Source organism: Sinimarinibacterium arenosum, assembly GCF_005047655.1.
Classification (GTDB): domain Bacteria; phylum Pseudomonadota; class Gammaproteobacteria; order Nevskiales; family Nevskiaceae; genus Solimonas.
This window is the reverse complement of record NZ_SUKF01000005.1, coordinates 143262-161474: the sequence shown is the minus strand read 5'-3', so window position 1 is coordinate 161474 and position 18213 is coordinate 143262. Positions and strand designations below refer to the sequence as shown.

The 18213-nt window shown below is 63.0% G+C and carries 22 protein-coding genes; 8 read left to right on the top strand and 14 right to left on the bottom strand.

The window, feature by feature from the left end:
- Positions 1 to 22: 22 nt before the first annotated feature.
- The gene (locus tag E4T66_RS11770) at positions 23 to 904 is read right to left on the bottom strand and encodes an MBL fold metallo-hydrolase (protein WP_136849235.1); all 882 of its coding nucleotides are present in this window, start codon (positions 902 to 904) and stop codon (positions 23 to 25) included.
- A gap of 167 nt (positions 905 to 1071) precedes the next feature.
- Between E4T66_RS11770 and E4T66_RS11765 the strand changes: the two genes are divergently transcribed.
- The 3 genes from E4T66_RS11765 (at position 1072) to E4T66_RS11755 (ending at position 2732) form a co-directional block, all read left to right on the top strand.
- Complete coding sequence (locus E4T66_RS11765) at positions 1072 to 1932, top strand: sulfite exporter TauE/SafE family protein (RefSeq protein ID WP_211242884.1); 861 nt, start codon at positions 1072 to 1074, stop codon at positions 1930 to 1932.
- 8 nt (positions 1933 to 1940) lie between these two features.
- Positions 1941 to 2189 (top strand): DUF2798 domain-containing protein, encoded by a 249-nt coding sequence (locus E4T66_RS11760; protein ID WP_136849234.1) that lies wholly within the window; start codon positions 1941 to 1943, stop codon positions 2187 to 2189.
- 306 nt (positions 2190 to 2495) lie between these two features.
- On the top strand, positions 2496 to 2732 hold the full coding sequence (locus tag E4T66_RS11755) for a NifB/NifX family molybdenum-iron cluster-binding protein (protein WP_136849233.1): 237 nt from the start codon (positions 2496 to 2498) through the stop codon (positions 2730 to 2732).
- A 189-nt stretch (positions 2733 to 2921) separates the two neighbouring features.
- Here E4T66_RS11755 and E4T66_RS11750 read toward each other — a convergent pair whose 3' ends face one another.
- The 13 genes from E4T66_RS11750 to E4T66_RS11690 form a co-directional block, all read right to left on the bottom strand.
- Positions 2922 to 3101, bottom strand: coding sequence for a hypothetical protein (locus tag E4T66_RS11750; protein ID WP_211242883.1), 180 nt, complete (start codon positions 3099 to 3101; stop codon positions 2922 to 2924).
- 30 nt (positions 3102 to 3131) lie between these two features.
- The gene (locus E4T66_RS11745; protein WP_136849231.1) at positions 3132 to 3650 is read right to left on the bottom strand and encodes a hypothetical protein; all 519 of its coding nucleotides are present in this window, start codon (positions 3648 to 3650) and stop codon (positions 3132 to 3134) included.
- A gap of 362 nt (positions 3651 to 4012) precedes the next feature.
- Entirely contained in the window at positions 4013 to 4624 is a 612-nt protein-coding gene (locus tag E4T66_RS11740; protein ID WP_136849230.1) for a methyltransferase domain-containing protein, read from the bottom strand.
- A 12-nt stretch (positions 4625 to 4636) separates the two neighbouring features.
- Positions 4637 to 5026, bottom strand: a complete 390-nt coding sequence (locus tag E4T66_RS11735; protein ID WP_136849229.1) for a rhodanese-like domain-containing protein — start codon at positions 5024 to 5026, stop codon at positions 4637 to 4639.
- Positions 5027 to 5062: 36 nt separating this feature from the next.
- Positions 5063 to 5770: an MBL fold metallo-hydrolase gene (locus E4T66_RS11730; protein WP_136849228.1), complete on the bottom strand. Its 708-nt coding sequence runs from the start codon at positions 5768 to 5770 to the stop codon at positions 5063 to 5065.
- A 111-nt stretch (positions 5771 to 5881) separates the two neighbouring features.
- Complete coding sequence (locus E4T66_RS11725) at positions 5882 to 6526, bottom strand: peroxiredoxin (protein ID WP_136849227.1); 645 nt, start codon at positions 6524 to 6526, stop codon at positions 5882 to 5884.
- 109 nt (positions 6527 to 6635) lie between these two features.
- Positions 6636 to 7151, bottom strand: coding sequence for a ferritin-like domain-containing protein (locus tag E4T66_RS11720; RefSeq protein WP_136849226.1), 516 nt, complete (start codon positions 7149 to 7151; stop codon positions 6636 to 6638).
- A 166-nt stretch (positions 7152 to 7317) separates the two neighbouring features.
- Positions 7318 to 7461 (bottom strand): cytochrome bd-I oxidase subunit CydX, encoded by a 144-nt coding sequence (gene cydX, locus E4T66_RS11715; RefSeq protein WP_136849225.1) that lies wholly within the window; start codon positions 7459 to 7461, stop codon positions 7318 to 7320.
- 14 nt (positions 7462 to 7475) lie between these two features.
- Positions 7476 to 8609, bottom strand: coding sequence for a cytochrome d ubiquinol oxidase subunit II (cydB, locus tag E4T66_RS11710; RefSeq protein WP_136849224.1), 1134 nt, complete (start codon positions 8607 to 8609; stop codon positions 7476 to 7478).
- A 14-nt stretch (positions 8610 to 8623) separates the two neighbouring features.
- Positions 8624 to 10198, bottom strand: coding sequence for a cytochrome ubiquinol oxidase subunit I (locus E4T66_RS11705; RefSeq protein WP_136849223.1), 1575 nt, complete (start codon positions 10196 to 10198; stop codon positions 8624 to 8626).
- Positions 10191 to 10400, bottom strand: coding sequence for a cytochrome oxidase putative small subunit CydP (cydP, locus tag E4T66_RS11700; RefSeq protein ID WP_136849222.1), 210 nt, complete (start codon positions 10398 to 10400; stop codon positions 10191 to 10193). Before cydP ends, E4T66_RS11705 begins: the two co-directional genes overlap by 8 nt.
- Positions 10401 to 10421: 21 nt before the next feature.
- Positions 10422 to 11114, bottom strand: a complete 693-nt coding sequence (locus E4T66_RS11695; RefSeq protein WP_211242882.1) for a Tll0287-like domain-containing protein — start codon at positions 11112 to 11114, stop codon at positions 10422 to 10424.
- Between the two features lie 17 nt (positions 11115 to 11131).
- Positions 11132 to 12412 (bottom strand): NAD(P)/FAD-dependent oxidoreductase, encoded by a 1281-nt coding sequence (locus tag E4T66_RS11690; RefSeq protein WP_136849221.1) that lies wholly within the window; start codon positions 12410 to 12412, stop codon positions 11132 to 11134.
- Positions 12413 to 12599: 187 nt separating this feature from the next.
- Here E4T66_RS11690 and E4T66_RS11685 point away from each other — a divergent pair, with 187 nt between their 5' ends.
- The 5 genes from E4T66_RS11685 (at position 12600) to E4T66_RS11665 (ending at position 18143) form a co-directional block, all read left to right on the top strand.
- Positions 12600 to 12947 (top strand): ArsR/SmtB family transcription factor, encoded by a 348-nt coding sequence (locus tag E4T66_RS11685; RefSeq protein ID WP_441347701.1) that lies wholly within the window; start codon positions 12600 to 12602, stop codon positions 12945 to 12947.
- A gap of 36 nt (positions 12948 to 12983) precedes the next feature.
- Positions 12984 to 13436 carry a protein tyrosine phosphatase family protein gene (locus E4T66_RS11680; RefSeq protein ID WP_136849220.1) on the top strand — a complete coding sequence of 151 codons (453 nt, stop codon included), beginning with the start codon at positions 12984 to 12986 and terminating at the stop codon, positions 13434 to 13436.
- An 85-nt stretch (positions 13437 to 13521) separates the two neighbouring features.
- Positions 13522 to 13749 (top strand): YgaP family membrane protein, encoded by a 228-nt coding sequence (locus E4T66_RS11675; protein ID WP_136849219.1) that lies wholly within the window; start codon positions 13522 to 13524, stop codon positions 13747 to 13749.
- A 9-nt stretch (positions 13750 to 13758) separates the two neighbouring features.
- Positions 13759 to 14874: an efflux RND transporter periplasmic adaptor subunit gene (locus E4T66_RS11670; RefSeq protein ID WP_136849218.1), complete on the top strand. Its 1116-nt coding sequence runs from the start codon at positions 13759 to 13761 to the stop codon at positions 14872 to 14874.
- A 5-nt stretch (positions 14875 to 14879) separates the two neighbouring features.
- Positions 14880 to 18143, top strand: coding sequence for an efflux RND transporter permease subunit (locus E4T66_RS11665; RefSeq protein ID WP_136849442.1), 3264 nt, complete (start codon positions 14880 to 14882; stop codon positions 18141 to 18143).
- Positions 18144 to 18213 lie beyond the last annotated feature (70 nt).

Sequence of the window (18213 nt, the reverse complement as noted above, 5' to 3'; positions counted from 1 at the left end):
GCAGCACGAAAGCGCCCGCGAATCACCCCCGGCGCGCACGTCCTCCGAGCTGATCCAGCGGCAGCTTCAGATAGCGGATACCGTTGGCCGCGGGCTCCGGCAGACGCCCGGCGCGGATGTTGACCTGCAGTGACGGCAGGATCAGCACCGGTGCAGGCAGCTTGCGGTCGCGTTCGCTGCGCACGGCGGCAAAGGCATCCTCGTCGACGCCCTCGTGCACGAGGACGTTGCCGCTGCGTTCGGCCGCCACCGTGGTTTCCCACTGCGGCGCGCGTCCGCCCGGCTGATAGTCGTGGCACATGAACAGGCGCGTTTCTGGAGGCAGCTCCAGGATGCGGCGAATCGAGCGGTACAGCACGCGCACGTCGGCGCCGGGGAAGTCCGCACGCGCGGTGCCGTAGTCCGGCATGAACAGCGTGTCGCCGACGAACACCGCGTCGCCGATCACGTAGGTCACGCAGGCCGGAGTATGGCCCGGCGTATGCAGCACCCTGGCCTCAACCGCGCCGACCTTGAAGGTGTCGTTGTCGGCAAACAGCTGATCGAACTGCGAGCCATCGGTGGGGAAGTCCGCGCCCAGATCAAACAGCGGCGCGAACGCCTTCTGCACGGTGCGGATGTGCTCGCCGATGGCAATGCGTCCGCCAAGCCGTTCCTTCAGAACCTGTGCGCCGGTCAGGTGATCGGCGTGCGCATGCGTTTCCAGAATCCATTCCACCTGCAGGCCGTTGCCCTCGACGAACTCGATGATGGCGTCGGCGGATCCGGTGGAGGTGCGGGCAGCCTTGGGGTCGTAGTCGAGCACCGGATCGACGATGGCGCAGGCTTTGCCATTGGGTTCACGCACGACATAGCTGATCGTGAATGTGGCGGGGTCGTAAAACGCGGTCACCTCGGGTTTCATCTTTGAATCCTCCGACAGATGGAATGCTCGATTGCGCCCGCTGTTATTGTTTCCGTATGGGGCAACCACTATATTAGATACATCTAAATAATCGAATCCGGACCGTTTGCCATTGATATGCATCAACGGCGCAGCAAAACGACGCACCGGTGGGTTGGAGTCGCAAGGTGATCGAATCCGCAATCGCGGTCGTGCTCGGAAGCGTGGTGGGCCTGGTGCTCGGACTCACCGGCGCGGGTGGTTCCGTGCTCGCAGTCCCGCTATTGATGTGGGGCCTGAACTGGACCCTGCCGCAGGCCGCACCGGTGGCGCTGCTGGCGGTGGCGATGTCGGCCGGTATTGGGACCGTCACCGCCTGGGATGTCGCCGTCGTGCGCTATCGCGCCGCAATGCTGATGTCCGTGGTCGGTCTGCTGTTCGCGCCGCTGGGGCTGGCGGCGGCGGATCGCCTGCCGGTGCAGTGGCTCAGCGGCATCTTTGCCGCGGTCCTGGTGATCGTTGCGCTGCGCATGTTTCTGCGCGCGCGGCAGAACCCGGCTGAAGCGTCGGTCGTGCGCGCCGATGTCGGCGGCAGCGCAGCCGGGGACGCTGGCGCGGTCTGCAAGATTCGGGAAGAAACCGGCCGGATCTCGTGGACGCGCAGCTGCTTCGCCGCCGTCAGTGGGACCGGCGGCATGACCGGCTTTCTGTCCGGCATGCTCGGCGTCGGTGGCGGCTTCGTCATCGTGCCGGCGCTGCGCGCGATCAGTGACATGAGCATGCACGCCGCCGTTGCCACTTCCTTGATGACCATCAGCCTGACCAGCGCCGGCACCGTGCTGATTGCGCTGCTGCACGGCCGCGAGCTGCCGGTGATGGTGGCACTGCCGTTCGTGATCGGCGCCGTGATCGGCATGCTCGCCGGGCGGCGCTTCGCCAAGCGTGTTGCGGGTGCGAGATTGCAGCAGGGTTTTGCCGTGATCATGGGCATCGTCGCCGTACTGATGCTCGGTCAGGTGCTGTGGGAAACCTTCGCCCCGCGCGCATGAACGCGGGCATGCAGCAGCCAGTGCGGCGCAAGCTGCCGCCGCAGTATTTTCATCTGGTGTTTTCCGCGCTAATGGCGGCGCTGATGGCGTTTTTCATGACCGGCGTGGTCACCTACGTCAACGTCGGGCTGACGGAAGACTTCACGACACAGTGGCGTCACGCGTTTGCCGTCGCGTATTGCATCGCCGCGCCGATGATCTTCGTTCTCGTTCCGCGGGTGCGAAGGTTCGTTTCGCGTTGGGTCGAGATGCCCTGAGCCGACCGTCGGGCTGGTGACAGCAGATCAGGTGAGGGCGGCAAAGATTCCCGATCCACGGTGGCTGCTAATGAGGGTCAATGCCGAGTGCATGGGTGCGTATAGGCTGGCACTGATGAGGCCGCCTTTCCCGCGAAACGTTTCAGTCGTCCGCGGAGCGTCGCTATCAAGATTGCCGTCACCAGTCAGAACCGCCGTGAAGTCACCGACCAGGCCCGCCGCTGTCGTCGCTTCTGGACTTGCGACATCGGCAGCGATGGCACGGTCACCGGCAAGACGCTACTGGACCTGCCCAAGGAACAGTGCATGCACGAAACCGCGGCGACTAATCCCCATCCACTGGATGCAGTCGATGTGCTCATCAGCGGCAGCATGGGAGACGGCGTGCGTCGCCAGCTGAGCGTCCGTGGCGTCGAGGCCGTCGTGAATGGCTTCGCGGATCCGGATGCCGCGGTGGCGGCGTCGCTTGATGGGACGCTGGCGCCGCCGGAGCCGGTAGCTTTCCGAAGACGAGTGCGGCTGTTCCTGCGGGTCCTGACGTAATCGCTGGATTCTGCGTCCTATCGTGCGTGCGGTGAGGTATGGAGCACGGAGCCGGTACCGGAGAAAGCCGGTATCCGAGATCAGCAGTTCACCATCGGGGTAGAACCTCTTGCATGCCGAAGCGAACAACAGCCGACTGATTTTTCGCGGCAGGCGGATCAGTGATCCGCCCTACGCGTGCTACTCGGGCTACCGTTGCTCCACCCACTGCTGCAGGGTGTGGTCGTAGTTCCACGCTTGACTCGGCGCTGGTGCTACATGGCTTTCGATCTTCAAAGGAACACCAGCGGGCAGATAAGCGGCTGCCTGTTCCTTCGCCTCTTTCAGGGTTGGGCTGACTTTCGTGGGTTTGCCTTCCACATAGAGCATGAATCCGGTTGTAACTCTCATCAGTTCATCTCACTTGCAATTCGTTTGCACCGTATTGCCGACAGAATATGACCTGCAACGCATCGGGGCGTCTGCTTGCTGAGCAGCTGAGAATGCTCCAATAAGGGCAGCGGCCGCGGCATCCTGCGCAGCCTGTGCCTGTTGCTGCTGGGTAAGCAGAGTTTGAATCTGCAAAGCGAACTGCAAATCTTTGTCTAGGCCTGGATCATCGGAGTTTCGGGTTATGGTCCAAATGTAGTTATTCGTTGTGCCTTTGCAGAGGCGAATCGCCTCTGTGCTTGCAGCTCTTGCACCGCTTACCCACTGTGCCTCGAAGCCCTTTATCAGATAGCAGCCCTGTGCATCAGAGCGATTGGCTCGCAAGGCCGACTCGTTGTAGTAAGAGACAACCGGGGCAATTCCAAGCGCCATTTCAGTGCCAATCTCGGTAATGTATGCACCAGGGGGCTGGGAGTAGATGGTCATCGTCGCTTGTGTCGCGCAGCTTGAGAAAAGAAGGCCGAGAACTGCCACCAGCACGTATCGCATTACTATCCCCATTTCTCTGAGACGCCCAACCAGCCTGTAGAGAAACCCACACGCACGAACGCGCAGGATCATCGGCTGATGGTTTTCATTTTTCCAGCGCGTGTTCGCGCTGTTTCTGATCTTGAGTCTTGAAGCACACCCTTTCGTCTCTCCACGAGTTGGAGTCTTGATGGCGTTTCCGTCAGCGGTTGCATCGTCGGGGTTCCCTACCTTTGCGATGTGTTGGTGGGCGCGGTCCGTTGCGGAGCGAACGCTCTTTGCTTGATCGCATTGAACACCCGCTTTATCAGGTGCGCAAGATCAGAACGAAAACGCCCCGCGGTGCGGGGCGTTTGTTTGAAGCAAGACAGTTCGGATCAGACTCAGCTGCGGCGCGTTAGCCGGTAGCCGAGTTCGGTGCCGCCGTTGGGATGTTTGATCGTCAGTCGGTCATCTTTTTCAGGCCATTCCCAGAGCTCGGGATCAAACAGTTCGTGCATGCGCGGCAGGGCACAGTGAAACGGCGGGCCGCCGTCACGGCCGGTTTGCATGAACAGGATGGCGAGCGTGCCGCCGGGGCGGACCCACAGTGCGAGCCGTGCGGCGTAGGCCGGCCACAGGCTGGGCGTCAGCGCACACAGACAGGTCTGTTCGTAGACGGCATCGAAGGCTTGCTCCGGCGTCCATTGCAGCAGGTCGGCGTGGATCAGCTGTGCCTGCGTGCCGGCTTGGCGCAGTTTTTCAGCGACGGCTTCGATTGCACTGGGTGCGAGGTCAACCGCTGTGACGACGTAGCCGGCTTGCGCGAGGGCGACGACTTCATGGCCACGACCGCAGCCGGGAACGAGCACGCGTCCTGGCGGCAGCGCGTCCGCGGCGAGCCATTGCTGCAGCGCCGGACTGGCGTCGCCGCGATCCCAGCCGGTCTGCTGACTCTGATAGCGCTGTTCCCAGAAATCGGCGTCAAGGGGTGCCGGTGCGACGGGCTGCGTCATGGGGTGTTGATCTCATTTCACCAGGGGATAGCCCGCGCGCGCCAGCGAACCGATACCACCGCGCATCGCTACGGCCTGGGTGTAGCCGAGTTTTTGCAGGATGTGTTCAGCGCTGACGGACCGCGAGCCGGACTGGCAGTAGATCACGATCGGCTGATCGCGGTCGGGGAGGACGCGTGCGGCGTTGGCGCTGATCTGGTCCAGCGGCAGATGCACGGCGCCGCGCAGATGGCCGGCCTGCCATTCGCCACGGCTGCGTACGTCAACGAAAACGGTGCCTTGTTCGTACTGCGCTTTGACTGCGGCGGCGGTCGGGCGATCACTGAAGACGCCGCTCTTCCAGACGAAGAAGGCGATGACGGCGAACGTGATGAGGCCGTACTGCAGCAGGGGTGAGCTCATGGAAAATTTACGCTGTGTGTTCAAAGGAGGAGGGGATCAGGCGGCCTGACGAACCTTGCCGCAGGCGAGGTTGGCCGGCACGGCGATGTCCATCAGTTTGGGGTTGGGCAGGTTCAGGTTCTGCATGATCTGCACGTATTCCTCGCGCGTCTTGCCGGCGAGGCGCGGGTTGTACTGACGTTCTTCGCCGATCGACGAGACGGTCCAGCCTTTGTAGTCGTGGCCCGGATAAACCAGGGTGTCGTCCGGCAGCTTGAACAGCTTGTTGACGATCGAGTCCCAGGATTTTTCCGGATCACCTGCCTGGAAGTCGGTGCGGCCGGTGCCGCGGATCAGCAGGACGTCGCCGGTGAACACGGCTTCGGGCCGGTCCGGGTTCAGCACGAAGCTGAAGGATTCGTCGGTGTGGCCCGGCGTATACAGGGCGCCGAGGCGCAGGCCGTCGACGTCGATCACTTCGCCGTCGCGCACGCGTGCGGATACGCACTCGGCCTTGGTGTATTCGCCCATCAGGGTTACGCACTGGGTCTGTTCGCGCAGGTCGCCAAGTGCGGTGACGTGATCGGCATGCGTATGCGTGTCGATGGCCTTGACCAGCTTGACCTTGAGTTGCTGGATCAGCTGCAGATACTCGGGCAGCTTTTCCTTGACCGGATCGATGATCAGCGCTTCGCCGCCGTGGCGTCGTGCCAGCAGATAGGTGTAGGTGCTCGACGTGTGGTCGTACAGCTGTCGGAAGATCATGTTTCGGGCTCCTTGAACTCAAGAGTTTGGGGGATGGCCCGGTGTGATGGTGAATCGCACCGGGCGTCCCTGTTGCGCCTGATGTCGGGCATCAGCGTTGTTGTTGCGGGGTTACAGCGACTTCTTGCAGAAGTACCAGTCGACGCACTCGTAGCCTTCGTTCATGCGCTTCTCGGCTTCTGCGACGGTCTTCGGCGGCGGCACGATGACCTTGTCGCCCGGCTGCCAGCCTTCCGGCGTGGCAATGCCGTTGGCGTCCGAGGTCTGCAATGCCTTGACCAGACGCAGCACCTCGTCAATCGAGCGTCCGTTGGACATCGGGTAGTAGATCATCGCCCGCAGAATGCCCTTGTCGTCAATGAGGAAGGTCGCCCGGACTGCGGACGTGTCGGACGCGCCCGGCTGGATCATGCCGTAGGCCGTGGCGACATTCATCGACAGGTCGGCGATGATCGGGAAGCCGATTTCGACGCCGAACTTCTCCTTGATGTTGCGCGTCCAGGCAACGTGCGAATGGGTGGAGTCGATCGACAGGCCGAGCAGTTCGCAGTTGATCTTGGCGAACTCGCCCTGGCGCTGCGCGAAGGCCATGAATTCGGTGGTGCACACCGGTGTGAAGTCGGCCGGATGCGAGAACAGGACCAGCCACTTGCCCTTGTAGTCGGCCAGCGTCTTTTCGCCGTGGGTGGTCGGTGCTTTGAAGTCGGGGGCCGGCTGGTTCAGGCCGGGCATGCGGGGTGCGGTTGCGTCGTTCATCGGGGTAGCTCCTTCGTTCGGGTTGATGCCTCTGTGGCATGTGAGAACGATACGCAACAGCTCCTGTACATGTCTAATGACTAATTTAGCATATTCTAATTTATAAAAACTATTGATTGTTCTCTGGGCTGGTGTGCGCCCGGCAGCGCTCGGCGTGGCCGTGCGTGCGCCGTCCCTGGCCCCTGCCGGCACCTTCGCCGCCGCGGCGTTCGGCGCATCGCTGGAATGCGGGCAGATGGCGTTCCTGAGATGCATCGCGCAGCCGTGCGAAGACGTCAAGAATGTCCGGGCGGGTAGTGGCGGCATTCAGACGGTCGTACAGCGCTGCATTTTCGATTTCGGCGGTGACCCCGGCCGCGCAGGCGCTCTGCAGATCGGGGTAGTGGGGAAGCTTTCCCCGCCACGGATTGTTCGGGACCGGAATGCCGTAGCGTTCGAACAGGGGTAGCAGCGCTTGAATATGCCGCGCTTCGGCATCGCGAATGTTGATGAAGGGGCGTTCGGGGCCGAAGTCGGCGATGACCTGGTCGTAGGTCGCCCAAGCGCGATATTCGTCGTCCAGCGCTTCGAGCAGGGCGCCAACCTCGGCGGCTGAGAGTAGGGATGTGGGGGAATTCGCGGTCACGAGGAGCTCCAGATGAAAGGGAGCGAGTCGACCACGGCGAAGGTGTCGCGATCAGCCAGATCGGCTGCTCGATAGTAAAGATGACGCCCGGGAATCGCGGCTTGCCCGCGCCCGCGGGGCCGAACAGCCCGGCCTCTCCGCTGAACGGAAGGGCCGGGCAACTGCATTATCTTTGGCGCTGCGCGGACTGCGCATCGGCATTCAACGCAGCGTTCTCATCCTGACAGGCCTGCACTTCCAGCCACATCGCGTTGAGGATGGCGAAGGTGGCGGCCAGCCCAAGCCCCAGTATCCAAGCGAAATACCACATGGTGTGCGCCTCCTTCAGTAGTGGTTGCTGTTGCGGATGTGTTCGAGCGTGACGCGGCCGCGCAGCACCCGGAACACCCACGTCGTGTATGCGAGGATGATCGGCACGAAGATCAGTGTCATCACCAGCATGATGCCCAAGGTCAGGCGGCTGCTCGATGCATCCCAGATCGTGAGGCCATGTCCCGGATCGGTGGATGACGGCATAAGGAACGGGAACAGGCCGAGCCCGCCGGTCAGTACCACCGCGGAGACTGCCAGCGCGCTGGTGATGAAGGCCAGGCCGTCGCGTTGTGCCCGCAGCAAGACGATGGTCAGCAGGGCGCCGGCATAGGCGGCGATCGGGGCCAGCCACGCCAGTGGGTAGTCGGACATCAGCTGCATCCAGCCCCCGGAAACCAGCTCCACCGACTTGCGCAGCGGATTGGACGGCCCGCGAGGATCGATGGTGCTGACGATGTGATGTCCGTCGATGCCGAATGCCAGCCACAGACCCGCGGCACTGAAGCTGACGATCAGCAGTACGGCGAACAGCTGCGCCGCGGTGCGTGCACGTTGGGCCATGGGTTCGCCGGCCTTGAGCGCGGCATAGCTGCCGCCGTGCATCAGCAGCATCGACAGGCTGACCACGCCGACCAGCAGGGCGAAGGGATGCAGCAGGCCCCAGAACGAACCGGTGTAGACCGGGCGTGCGATGTCGTCGATGTGAAATGGCAGGCCGAGGAACAGGTTGCCGAAGGCGACGCCGAACAGCAGTGACGGCAGCGCGCCGCTGATGCACAGCGCCCAGTCCCAAACATTGCGCCAGCGCGGGTCGGTCAGCTTGTTGCGGAACACGAAGCCGACGGGCCGCAGAATCAGTGCGATCAGCACCAGCAGCATCGCGAAATACAGCCCGGAGAACGACGCGGCGTACAGCAACGGCCACGCGGCGAATACGGCGCCGCCACCGAGGATGAACCAGACCTGGTTGCCTTCCCACACCGGTTCGATCGTTTCCAGAAACGCGCGGCGTTCGTCGTCGGTCTTGCCGACGAAGCGGAACAGTGCGCCGACACCCAGATCAAAGCCGTCCATCACGGCGAAACCGATCAGCAGCACGCCGAGCAGCAGCCACCAGATCACCCGTAGAAATTCGTAGTCGAACATCGATCGATCTCCGTTCAGTGCGCCGGGACGGCAGTCGGGGTGGTGGGGTCGGCTCCAGCGGGCCAATGGCCGAGACCGTCCGGTCCTTTGCGGATCGAACGCGTCATCAGAAACACATCGACGATCGCCAGCGTGGTGTAGAACAGCACGAAGCCAGCGAGACTGAGTGCGACGTTAGTGGCCGTTCCCGGTGAGACGCCGAGGAAGGTCGGCAGCACGCCTTCGATCGACCATGGCTGACGCCCGTACTCGGCGACGATCCAGCCCAGCTCGGCCGCGATCCACGGCAGCGGCAGGGTCAGCAGCGCCGCCTTCAGGAACCAGCGATGGCGTTGCAGGCGGTGGGTCGAGGCGAACCAGAATGCGACGGCGAACAGCGCGATGAAGTAGAAGCCCAGGGCGACCATCAGGCGGAATACCCAGAACAGCACCGGCACGTTGGGCACGGTCGACCACGCAGCCTGATCAATCTGTTCCTGCGTCGCGGTGGCCGGGTTGTCGGTATAGCGCAGCAGCAGCAGGCCGTAGCCGAGATCGTCCTTGTGCTGGTCGAAGGTGGCCCGCGCCTGCGCGTCGTCCGGATTTCTGCGCAGCTCCTGCAGGGACTCGTGCGCGACGATGCCGGACGCGATGCGCTTCTCGGCGTGTCCGACCAGTTCCAGAATGCCGGGGACTTCCTTGTCGATCGAACGTGTCGCGATCAGGCCCAGAGCGTACGGAATCTTGACCTCGTAATGCGTCTTGCGGTCTTCGAGACTCGGGATGCCAACCAGCGTGAAGTCCGCCGGAGGTGGCTCGGTTTCCCACGCGGCCTCGATGGCGGCGATCTTCATCTTCTGGTTTTCGCTCGCGGTGTAGCCGGACTCATCGCCCAGCACCACGACCGACAGGGCCGAGGCCAGACCGAACGAAGCCGCCACGGTCATCGAGCGCTTGGCGAACTCGATGTTGCGGCCCTTGAGCAGATACCACGCGCTGACGGCGAGCACGAAGACCGAGCCGGTGACATAGCCGGCCGACACCGTATGCACGAACTTGGACTGCGCGACTGGATTGAAGATGACCTCGCCGAAGGAGGTCAGCTCCATGCGCATGGTCTCGAAGTTGAACTCCGAGCCGACCGGGTTCTGCATCCAGGCGTTGGCAATCAGAATCCACAGCGCGGACAGATTGGAGCCGATCGCCACCAGCCAGGTCACGACCAAATGGCCGACGCGCGACAGGCGGTCCCAGCCGAAGAAGAACAGGCCGACGAAGGTCGATTCGAGGAAGAATGCCATCAGGCCTTCGATCGCCAGCGGTGCGCCGAAGATGTCGCCGACGTAGTGCGAGTAGTAGGCCCAGTTGGTGCCGAACTGGAACTCCATCGTGATGCCGGTGGCCACGCCCATCGCGAAGTTGATGCCGAACAGCACGCCCCAGAATTTGGTCATCTGGCGCCAGATGTCGCGGCCGGTCATGACGTAGACGCTTTCCATGATCGCCAGCAGCAGCGACAGACCCAACGTCAAGGGCACAAACAGGAAGTGGTACAGCGCGGTCAGCGCAAACTGCAGTCGTGACAGGTCGACCACGGTCATGTCAGTCATCGGACACTCCGGGTGAAGGGGCGGGGGAAGGAGCAGCGGGGATCAGCAGGCTCTGTACGCTGTCGTCAGAAACAGCGACGCGGTGCTCGGGCGAAAAGAACAGAGCCCACAGCGCGATCAGTGCCATCAACTTGATCAGCAAAGTCCAGCCGATCTGTTGACGCAGCTGAGCCCGCCATTTGGTTTGGCGTGCAGTACTCATGAAGCGGACCTCAACCGTGGTCTATTGCGAAGACGACCACTCGACAACAAATGCGCCGCGCAGACTGCCCGGCGCGAAGCCGACCGCTGCGTCGTTTGGATAGCGCTGCGTAATGGCCGCAGCAATTTCAGGGGGTAATTCGGTGCCGTGGCAGGTGGTGCACAACGGCTGTGTGACGATCGCCTTCATGTAGCGCGCGCTGCCGTCGTCGGCGCTGTCGAACTGCTCGATCGTCTCGGCGGACTCGCCTGCGCTGAGTCGGCGCTCGAAGTCCTGCAGGATCTTGATCTGCGCCGGGTCCGGCGCGTTGTTGGAATTGCGCACACGCAAGGCAGTGCGACCGACGTGGATGCCGGGCGTCGCAATGGTTGCGGCAATCGCCGGTGCCTGCAGCTGACAGACGTCGATCGCGGCGACCGGTCCACCGTCGGCCATGGCCGACTGCAAGGTCTGTTTGAGTTGCTTGCCGAGCTGAGCCGACAGCTCGCTTCCCTGAGACGGCCGTGTATCGGCAGGCGCGGTGGGTGCCGACGTCATGGCAGCGACGCTGGCAGAGGTTGCTGCGTCAGGCTCCGCGCCTGTTGCATTCACTGGACTCGTGCACAGTGCCAGCAGCAGAAATACCGCGCCGGTATGGCGCCGCCCCAGAGCATCACTCCACATCCGGCCGGTGCCGAAATTGCGTGGAGCGAGGCTGTCTGGGGAGGCAGGCATACCGGTAGTGTGCCTCGCTAGTGCTTGCCCGTCAGTCGGACAATGCCCATCGCTTTGAGGATGTATTTCTCATAGAACGGCTCGGTGTTGCCCGACTTCATCTTGCTGATGAAGTACTTCTCGAATCCGACCTTGGCCCAATGCACCCACTTGCCGCTCTTGGCCCAGGTGGTGTTGCGCGGCGGGATCTGCGGCAGTGCGATGAAGGCCATGCCGGTGTCACCCATGTCGGCGAGGCACAGCGCGTTCCAGGTGGCGGTGGCGGTGGCTGGTTTCTTTTCGATGTCGGCTTTGATGTTCTCGACGATCGCGGTGACCATCGATTCGATCATGTAGCCGGTCTTCGGCGCGCCGGTGGGGACCGGCGTGGCTTCCACCGGCGGAATCGCGACGCAGACGCCAGCCGAGAAGATGTTCGGATACTTCGGATTGCGCTGATGCTGATCGATCATCACAAAGCCGCGCGGATTGCACATTTCTTTCACGGCGGCGACCGGATCGACGCCCTTGAACGCCGGAATGATCATGCTGTAGGCGAACGGCAGCGCATGCGTTTCGGTCTGCTGGCCCTTGGCGTCGTGCTCGGCGACGTTCATGGTGCCGGCCTCGACACCGAGAATCTTCGCGTTGGTGATGAACTTGATATGGCGCTGGCGCAGCTCGGATTCCAGCATGCCTTTGGAGTCGCCGACGCCGCCCAGCCCCATGTGACCGACATACGGCTCGCTGGTCACGAAGGTCATCGGTACCTTGTGCCGCAGTTTGCGCTTGCGCAGGTCGGCATCAATGATCATCACGGTTTCGTAAGCGGGGCCGAAGCAGCTTGCACCCTGTGCAGCGCCGACAATGACCGGCCCCGGATTGTCGAGAAACTTCTGGTACGCGACCCAGGCCTCTTCGGCGTGGGGGGTGGTGCAGACTGACTGCGTGAAGCCGCCGTGCGGTCCGAGCCCCGGAATTTCCTCGAATGCGAGCTTGGGGCCCGTGGTGATGAGCAGATAGTCGTAATTCAGGGTGGCGCCGTCGGCCAGCGTCAGCTTGTTGCCTTCGGGGTCGATGCTGGTGACTGCCTGGGCGATGAAGTCGATACCCTTGCGCTTGAACGGTTCGGCCAGCGGCACGATGATCTGGGGGCCGGTACGCCAGCCCACGGCAACCCAGGGATTCGAAGGGGTGAACTGGAAGTGATCCTGACTGTTGACCACGGTGACCTTGTGCTCAGGCCCCAGTTCGCGGCGCAGATCGTACGCGGCGGGAGTGCCGCCGAGTCCTGCACCCATGATGACGATATGTGCCATTTGTTGTTGCTCCTCTGTCGTGTGCCGAACCTGACGCGGCGCGCAGCAGAGCATGTGGTGACGGCGACTCCGGCGCGATGACGTACGTCAGTCGCATCGGCAGCCGGATCGCTCATGCTTGCATCCGTTACTGCAAACCCTATATATTAGGCAAAGCTAATTTAGCAAATGGTGATTCAAAATGACGATGGTGTCAAGGCGATCACAGCAGGCGGAGCAGTCGTCGTCGCTTGATCCGGACGAGATGGCCCAGCATGCCGGGCGTGCGGCGCATCTGCTCAAGACCTTGGGCAATGAACACCGCCTGATGATCCTGTGCGCGCTGTCGGAAGGCGAAACATCGGTGCGCGTGCTGAACGAGCGCGTGCCGTTGTCGCAGTCGGCGCTGTCGCAGCATCTGGCGGTACTGCGCGAGGACGGATTGGTACAGACGCGCCGTGAGGCGCAAACGATTTATTACAGCGTGATCGATGGTCCTGCACTGCAGGTCGTCCGGCTGGTTCACGATCTTTATTGCTGCGGCGCGCGGCGCTAGTTCAGTTTCACTAACAACGATCAGGAGCACATCGACATGAGCACTTCCCAGGAAATCTGGCTCGACATTCCCAACTTCTGCACGCCGGGGACCGGTCTGTGCACCGGCGGGCACCCGAAGCCTGAGCAGTTGATGGAAGCCAAGGAAAAGGGCGTGCGCAAGATCGTCAATCTGTGCCCGCCGGGCGAGACCCCCGGATACAACGAGGGCGAGATCGTCAAACAGCTGGGCATGGACTACATCAACATTCCGATCGCCGGCGCCGCCGACCTGTCGGTGGAAAATGCGAAGGCGCTGGCTGCTGCCGTTGCTGACACCTGCTGCGGGCCGATTCTGGTGCATTGCGCCAGCGGTAACCGCGTTGGTGCGCTGTTCGCCCTGAAGGCGCACTTCGTCGAAGGCAAGTCCGTTGAAGCCGCCATCGAGGATGGTCGCGCGCACGGCCTCAAGGCGATGGAGCCGGTGGTCCGCCAGCTTCTCGGCGGCTGAACCTCCGTGTTGCGGTGACGGTAGCCCCGACGATGCGGCTGCCGTCACCGTGCCCAAATTCTCATTTTCTGATCGAGGAATTGTCATGAACCTCAATATCGACAAGCTGGTGTTCCGCGTCGCGGGCCTGTTCATTCTGGTGTCGGTGGCGCTGTCGCAGATTCACAGCGTCAACTGGCTGTGGTTCACGGCCTTTGTCGGTGCCAACCTGCTGCAGTCTTCGTTCACCGGCTTCTGCCCGATGGCATCGATTCTGGCCAAGCTCGGCGTGAAGTCCGGGGCGGCGTTTTGCCCCACGGCAAAAGCAGGCTGAGCGATCGCCATGAACAAGCCCCCGATGGATCATGCTGCGATCCGGAATCGTCGGCTGCGTATTGCTGCGGTCGCGGCCTGGGTCGCGATGCTTTCGGCATGTTCGTCGTCCGAAGCGCCCGCGCCGACAGCGGCGACCGACACGGCCGACAGCGCGCTGAGCAGTGCCGTCGTCAAACGCGAGGCTGTTGCCGACGAGGCGCGGTTCGACGCGACACTCGAAGCCGTGTTCCAGGCAACGGTGGCAGCGCAGACCAACGCGCGGGTCGAGGAAATTGCCGTCGACGTGGGCGACTACGTCGAGAAGGGGCAGGTGATCGCACGGCTGCGTGCGACCGAACAGCAGGCTCGCACATCAAGCGCGGAAGCCTCCGTGCGCGAAGCCGAGGCGCGTCTGGCCGATGCGCAGTCCGAATACCAGCGGGTCAAGGATCTGACTGCGCGCGGCGTTCTGTCGAAGGCGGCGCTCGACAAGGCCACGGCGGCCTTGAAGTCGGTGCGTGCACAGGTTGAGTCGGCCCGCGCGGCGTTGAACGAGTCGGCCGAGCAGCTAACCCATACGGTGGTGCGTGCGCCGTACTCCGGTATCGTCGTCGCGCGACACATCGAGGTCGGCGAAACTGCGACGGTCGGTAGTCCGATCATGACCGGCCTGTCACTGGAGCATCTGCGTGCAGTGGTTGAAGTGCCGCAGCAGGAAATCGGCGCGGTGCATGCGCGCAAGCAGGCGCGGGTGATTCTGCCCGACGGCAGCAGTGTCGAGGCCGCTGAACTGCGGATCCCGCCGGCGGCGGATGCGGATACGCATACCTTCCGTGTGCTGGTGACCTTGCCCGAAGGCGACTACGGCGCCAAGCAGGCGGTGTTTCCCGGGACCCTGGTGAAGGTTGCCTTCGTGCGTGACGAACGTCAGGCGCTTTTGCTGCCGCCGTCGGCCCTGGTGCGGCGCAGTGAGCTGACGGCGGTCTATGTGCTGGCCGACGGTCAGCCGCCGTCGCTGCGCTATGTGCGCGTCGGCAGTCCGTCGGTCGACGGACGCATCCCGGTACTGGCCGGCCTCACCGAGGGCGAGCGTGTCGCGCTCGATCCGGTTGCTGCGGCGCAGCGTCTGAAGAACGGCGCGTGAGCGACATGGATCAGAAGCCGGACTTGAATCAGGACGACCGCCCGCTGGGCGTGTCGGGCGGCATCGCCAAGCGCTTCCTCACCACCGAGATCACGCCTTTGCTGGCGCTGGTCGCGTTGCTGATGGGGCTGTTCGCGGTTCTGGTGACGCCGCGGGAAGAAGAGCCGCAGATCGACGTCACCTTCGCCAACGTATTCATTCCGTTTCCCGGCGCAACCGCGAAGGAAGTCGAGACGCTGGTGTCGTCGCGGGCGGAACAGATCTTTGCCGAAATCGAAGGTGTAGAGCACATCTATTCGGCGTCGCGTCCCGGCATGAGCGTGTTGACCGTGCAGTTCAAGGTCGGCCAGCCGCGCACCGAAGCGATCGTGCGTCTGTACAACGCGATGTATTCGAATCAGGACTGGCTGCCGGCGAATCTCGGTGTCGGTCAGGCGCTGATCAAGCCCAAGGGCATCGATGATGTGCCGATCGTCTCGCTGACCCTGTGGAGCGAGGATGACGCGATTGCCGGCAATGAGTTGCTGCGGATTGCTCACTCGCTGGAAACCGAATTGCAGCGCGTGCCGGGCACGCGTGATATCGAGACCCTCGGTGGTCCGGACCGGGTCGTGCATGTGCTGCTCGACCCGCAGCGTCTGGCCGGCTACGGACTCGACACCAACGATCTCAGTTCGGCATTGGCCGCGTCCAACGATTCGCGTGACGCCGGCAGCTACTCCGCCGACAACCGCGAGATTCTGGTGCAGGCCGGTGATTTCATGACGCGGCCGGAAGAAGTTGCGGATATGGTCGTCGGCATGCGCAACGGCGCACCGGTGTATCTGCGTGACGTCGCTGATGTCCGTGTTGGTGCCGACGATCCGAAGCAGTACGTGCGCATGGGCGTGACCGCGGTCGGTGCGACGTCGGGGCTGGGCCCCGCGGGTCAGTATCCGGCGGTGACGGTTGCGATCTCGAAGAAGCCCGGGACCAATGCGGTCAAGGTGGCCGATCAGGTGATGCAGCGGGTGCAGGCGCTCGAAGGCGTTGCGATTCCCGCCGGCGTGCACGTGACCGAAACGCGTAACTACGGCCAGACCGCCAACGACAAGGCGCAGACGCTGATCAAGAAATTGATCTTCGCCACCGCATCGGTGGTTCTGCTGGTGTGGCTGACGCTGGGGCGGCGTGAATCCTTCGTCGTCGGTGCGGCGGTGGTGGTGACGCTGGCGGCGACGCTGTTCGCATCATGGGCCTGGGGATTCACGCTGAACCGTGTGTCCTTGTTCGCACTGATTTTCTCGATCGGCATTCTGGTCGACGACGCCATCGTCGTGGTCGAGAACATTCATCGCCACATGCAGCTTGGCGGCAAGTCCTTGACCGAGGCGATTCCGCCGGCGGTTGATGAAGTCGGCGGGCCGACGATCCTGGCCACGTTCACGGTCATCGCAGCGCTGCTGCCGATGGCATTTGTCAGCGGGCTGATGGGTCCGTACATGGCGCCGATTCCGATCAACGCCAGCATGGGTATGGTGATCTCGCTGGCGGTGGCGTTCGTGTTCACGCCGTGGCTGTATCGCCGCGTGTTCCTCAAGCTCAGCCATGCCGACGCGCACGGCCATGCCGAAGCCGAGGAGAACGACGGTCGTCTGATGCAGCTGTTCCGCCGTGCGATGACGCCGTTTCTTAACGGCGCGCAGGGCCGAGGCAAGCGCGTTGCGCTGCTGGCGTCGATCCTGCTGCTGATCAGCGCCTCGATGGGGCTGGCCGCGGTCAAGCTGGTGGTGCTGAAGATGCTGCCGCTGGACAACAAGTCCGAGTTCCAGGTGGTGGTCGACATGCCCGAAGGCACGACCCTCGAGCAGACCCAGGCGGTGCTGGATGCACTGGGTGTGGAACTGGACCGTGTGCCGGAAGTGTTGCACTGGCAGAGCTATGCCGGCGCGGCGAGTCCGATCAACTTCAACGGACTGGTGCGGCAGTATTACCTGCGCTCCGAGCCCTATCAGGGCGATCTGCAGGTCACCCTGCTGGACAAGCATGAGCGCTCGCGCAAGTCGCACGAGATCGCGCTGGCGGTGCGCGGTCCTCTGCAGAAGATCGGGCAGGCCATGGGCGCTAACGTCAAGATCGTCGAAGTGCCGCCGGGACCGCCGGTGCTCTCTCCGATCGTGGCAGAGATCTATGGTCTGGATCATGCGCGTCAGGCCGATGTTGCGCGCCAGGTGCGTGCAGTGTTCGAGTCGACGCCGGACATTGTCGACATCGACGATACGCTGGAAGCGCCGCAGCAGAAGTGGATAGTCGTGGTTGACCGTTCGCGTGCGGCCCAGCTGGGGGTTGCACAGACCACCGTGGCAGACGCACTGGCTGCGGTGCTCGGTGGGGCCGATGTGTCTTATCTGCATGACGACAACAGCCGCTATCCGGTGCCGGTGCGCTTGGAGTTCACCCCGGGCGACAAGGCCGATCTGAACGCTCTGAAGAGCCTGCGCGTGCGCTCCAGCAGCGGCAGTCTGGTGCCGATCTCCGAGGTCGCGCGCTTTGTGCCTTCGACGCGCGAAACCACGATCTATCACAAGGATCTGCTGCCGATGGTGATGGTGACCGGCGATCTGGCCGGCGCACTCGACTCACCGCTGTACGGCATGGCCGACATCGCCTCGCGCTTGTCCGAGACGCCGATCGACGGTCGTCGCATCGACACCTATCTGACCCAGCAGCCGGAGTTGCCGGTCAACTGGAGTCTGAAGTGGGACGGCGAGTGGCAGATCACCTATGAAACCTTCCGTGACATGGGCGCGGCCTACGCGGTCGGGCTGGTGCTGATCTATCTGCTGGTCGTCGCGCAGTTCCGGTCGTATTCGATCCCGCTGATCATCATGGCGCCGATTCCGTTGACGATGATCGGCATCATGCCGGGGCACGCCTTGCTGGGTAAGCAGTTCACCGCGACGTCGATGATCGGCATGATCGCGCTGGCGGGCATCATCGTGCGCAACTCGATCCTGCTGGTCGATTTCATCCAGCAGGAAGTCGCGCAGGGGCGCAGCCTGCAGGATGCGGTGATCCGTGCCGGCGCGATCCGCGCACGGCCCATTGCCCTGACCGGACTGGCGGCAATGCTGGGCGCGATGTTCATTCTCGACGACCCCATCTTCAGCGGACTGGCGGTGTCGCTGATCTTCGGCATCTTCGTGTCGACGATCCTGACCTTGTTCGTGATTCCGGTCGTCTATTACGCGTATCGCTATCAGGCAGCGCCGGAGACAGAGCCCGGATAGGCTCTGCTCCGGAGTCCAGGTTTTCGGATTCGTCCCGGTCTCTCCCCCGTTCCCCGGGATCCCGAAAGTA

Bases quoted from the DNA above. Each gene is read 5' to 3' on its own strand.
- E4T66_RS11770 (WP_136849235.1), bottom strand. From the start codon at position 904: ATGAAACCCGAGGTGACCGCGTTTTACGACCCCGCCACATTCACGATC.
- E4T66_RS11760 (WP_136849234.1), top strand. From the start codon at position 1,941: ATGCAGCAGCCAGTGCGGCGCAAGCTGCCGCCGCAGTATTTTCATCTG.
- E4T66_RS11755 (WP_136849233.1), top strand. From the start codon at position 2,496: ATGCACGAAACCGCGGCGACTAATCCCCATCCACTGGATGCAGTCGAT.
- E4T66_RS11750 (WP_211242883.1), bottom strand. From the start codon at position 3,101: ATGCTCTATGTGGAAGGCAAACCCACGAAAGTCAGCCCAACCCTGAAA.
- E4T66_RS11745 (WP_136849231.1), bottom strand. From the start codon at position 3,650: ATGCGATACGTGCTGGTGGCAGTTCTCGGCCTTCTTTTCTCAAGCTGC.
- E4T66_RS11740 (WP_136849230.1), bottom strand. From the start codon at position 4,624: ATGACGCAGCCCGTCGCACCGGCACCCCTTGACGCCGATTTCTGGGAA.
- E4T66_RS11735 (WP_136849229.1), bottom strand. From the start codon at position 5,026: ATGAGCTCACCCCTGCTGCAGTACGGCCTCATCACGTTCGCCGTCATC.
- E4T66_RS11730 (WP_136849228.1), bottom strand. From the start codon at position 5,770: ATGATCTTCCGACAGCTGTACGACCACACGTCGAGCACCTACACCTAT.
- E4T66_RS11725 (WP_136849227.1), bottom strand. From the start codon at position 6,526: ATGAACGACGCAACCGCACCCCGCATGCCCGGCCTGAACCAGCCGGCC.
- cydX (WP_136849225.1), bottom strand. From the start codon at position 7,461: ATGTGGTATTTCGCTTGGATACTGGGGCTTGGGCTGGCCGCCACCTTC.
- cydB (WP_136849224.1), bottom strand. From the start codon at position 8,609: ATGTTCGACTACGAATTTCTACGGGTGATCTGGTGGCTGCTGCTCGGC.
- E4T66_RS11705 (WP_136849223.1), bottom strand. From the start codon at position 10,198: ATGACTGACATGACCGTGGTCGACCTGTCACGACTGCAGTTTGCGCTG.
- cydP (WP_136849222.1), bottom strand. From the start codon at position 10,400: ATGAGTACTGCACGCCAAACCAAATGGCGGGCTCAGCTGCGTCAACAG.
- E4T66_RS11695 (WP_211242882.1), bottom strand. From the start codon at position 11,114: ATGCCTGCCTCCCCAGACAGCCTCGCTCCACGCAATTTCGGCACCGGC.
- E4T66_RS11690 (WP_136849221.1), bottom strand. From the start codon at position 12,412: ATGGCACATATCGTCATCATGGGTGCAGGACTCGGCGGCACTCCCGCC.
- E4T66_RS11685 (WP_441347701.1), top strand. From the start codon at position 12,600: ATGGTGTCAAGGCGATCACAGCAGGCGGAGCAGTCGTCGTCGCTTGAT.
- E4T66_RS11680 (WP_136849220.1), top strand. From the start codon at position 12,984: ATGAGCACTTCCCAGGAAATCTGGCTCGACATTCCCAACTTCTGCACG.
- E4T66_RS11675 (WP_136849219.1), top strand. From the start codon at position 13,522: ATGAACCTCAATATCGACAAGCTGGTGTTCCGCGTCGCGGGCCTGTTC.
- E4T66_RS11670 (WP_136849218.1), top strand. From the start codon at position 13,759: ATGAACAAGCCCCCGATGGATCATGCTGCGATCCGGAATCGTCGGCTG.
- E4T66_RS11665 (WP_136849442.1), top strand. From the start codon at position 14,880: ATGGATCAGAAGCCGGACTTGAATCAGGACGACCGCCCGCTGGGCGTG.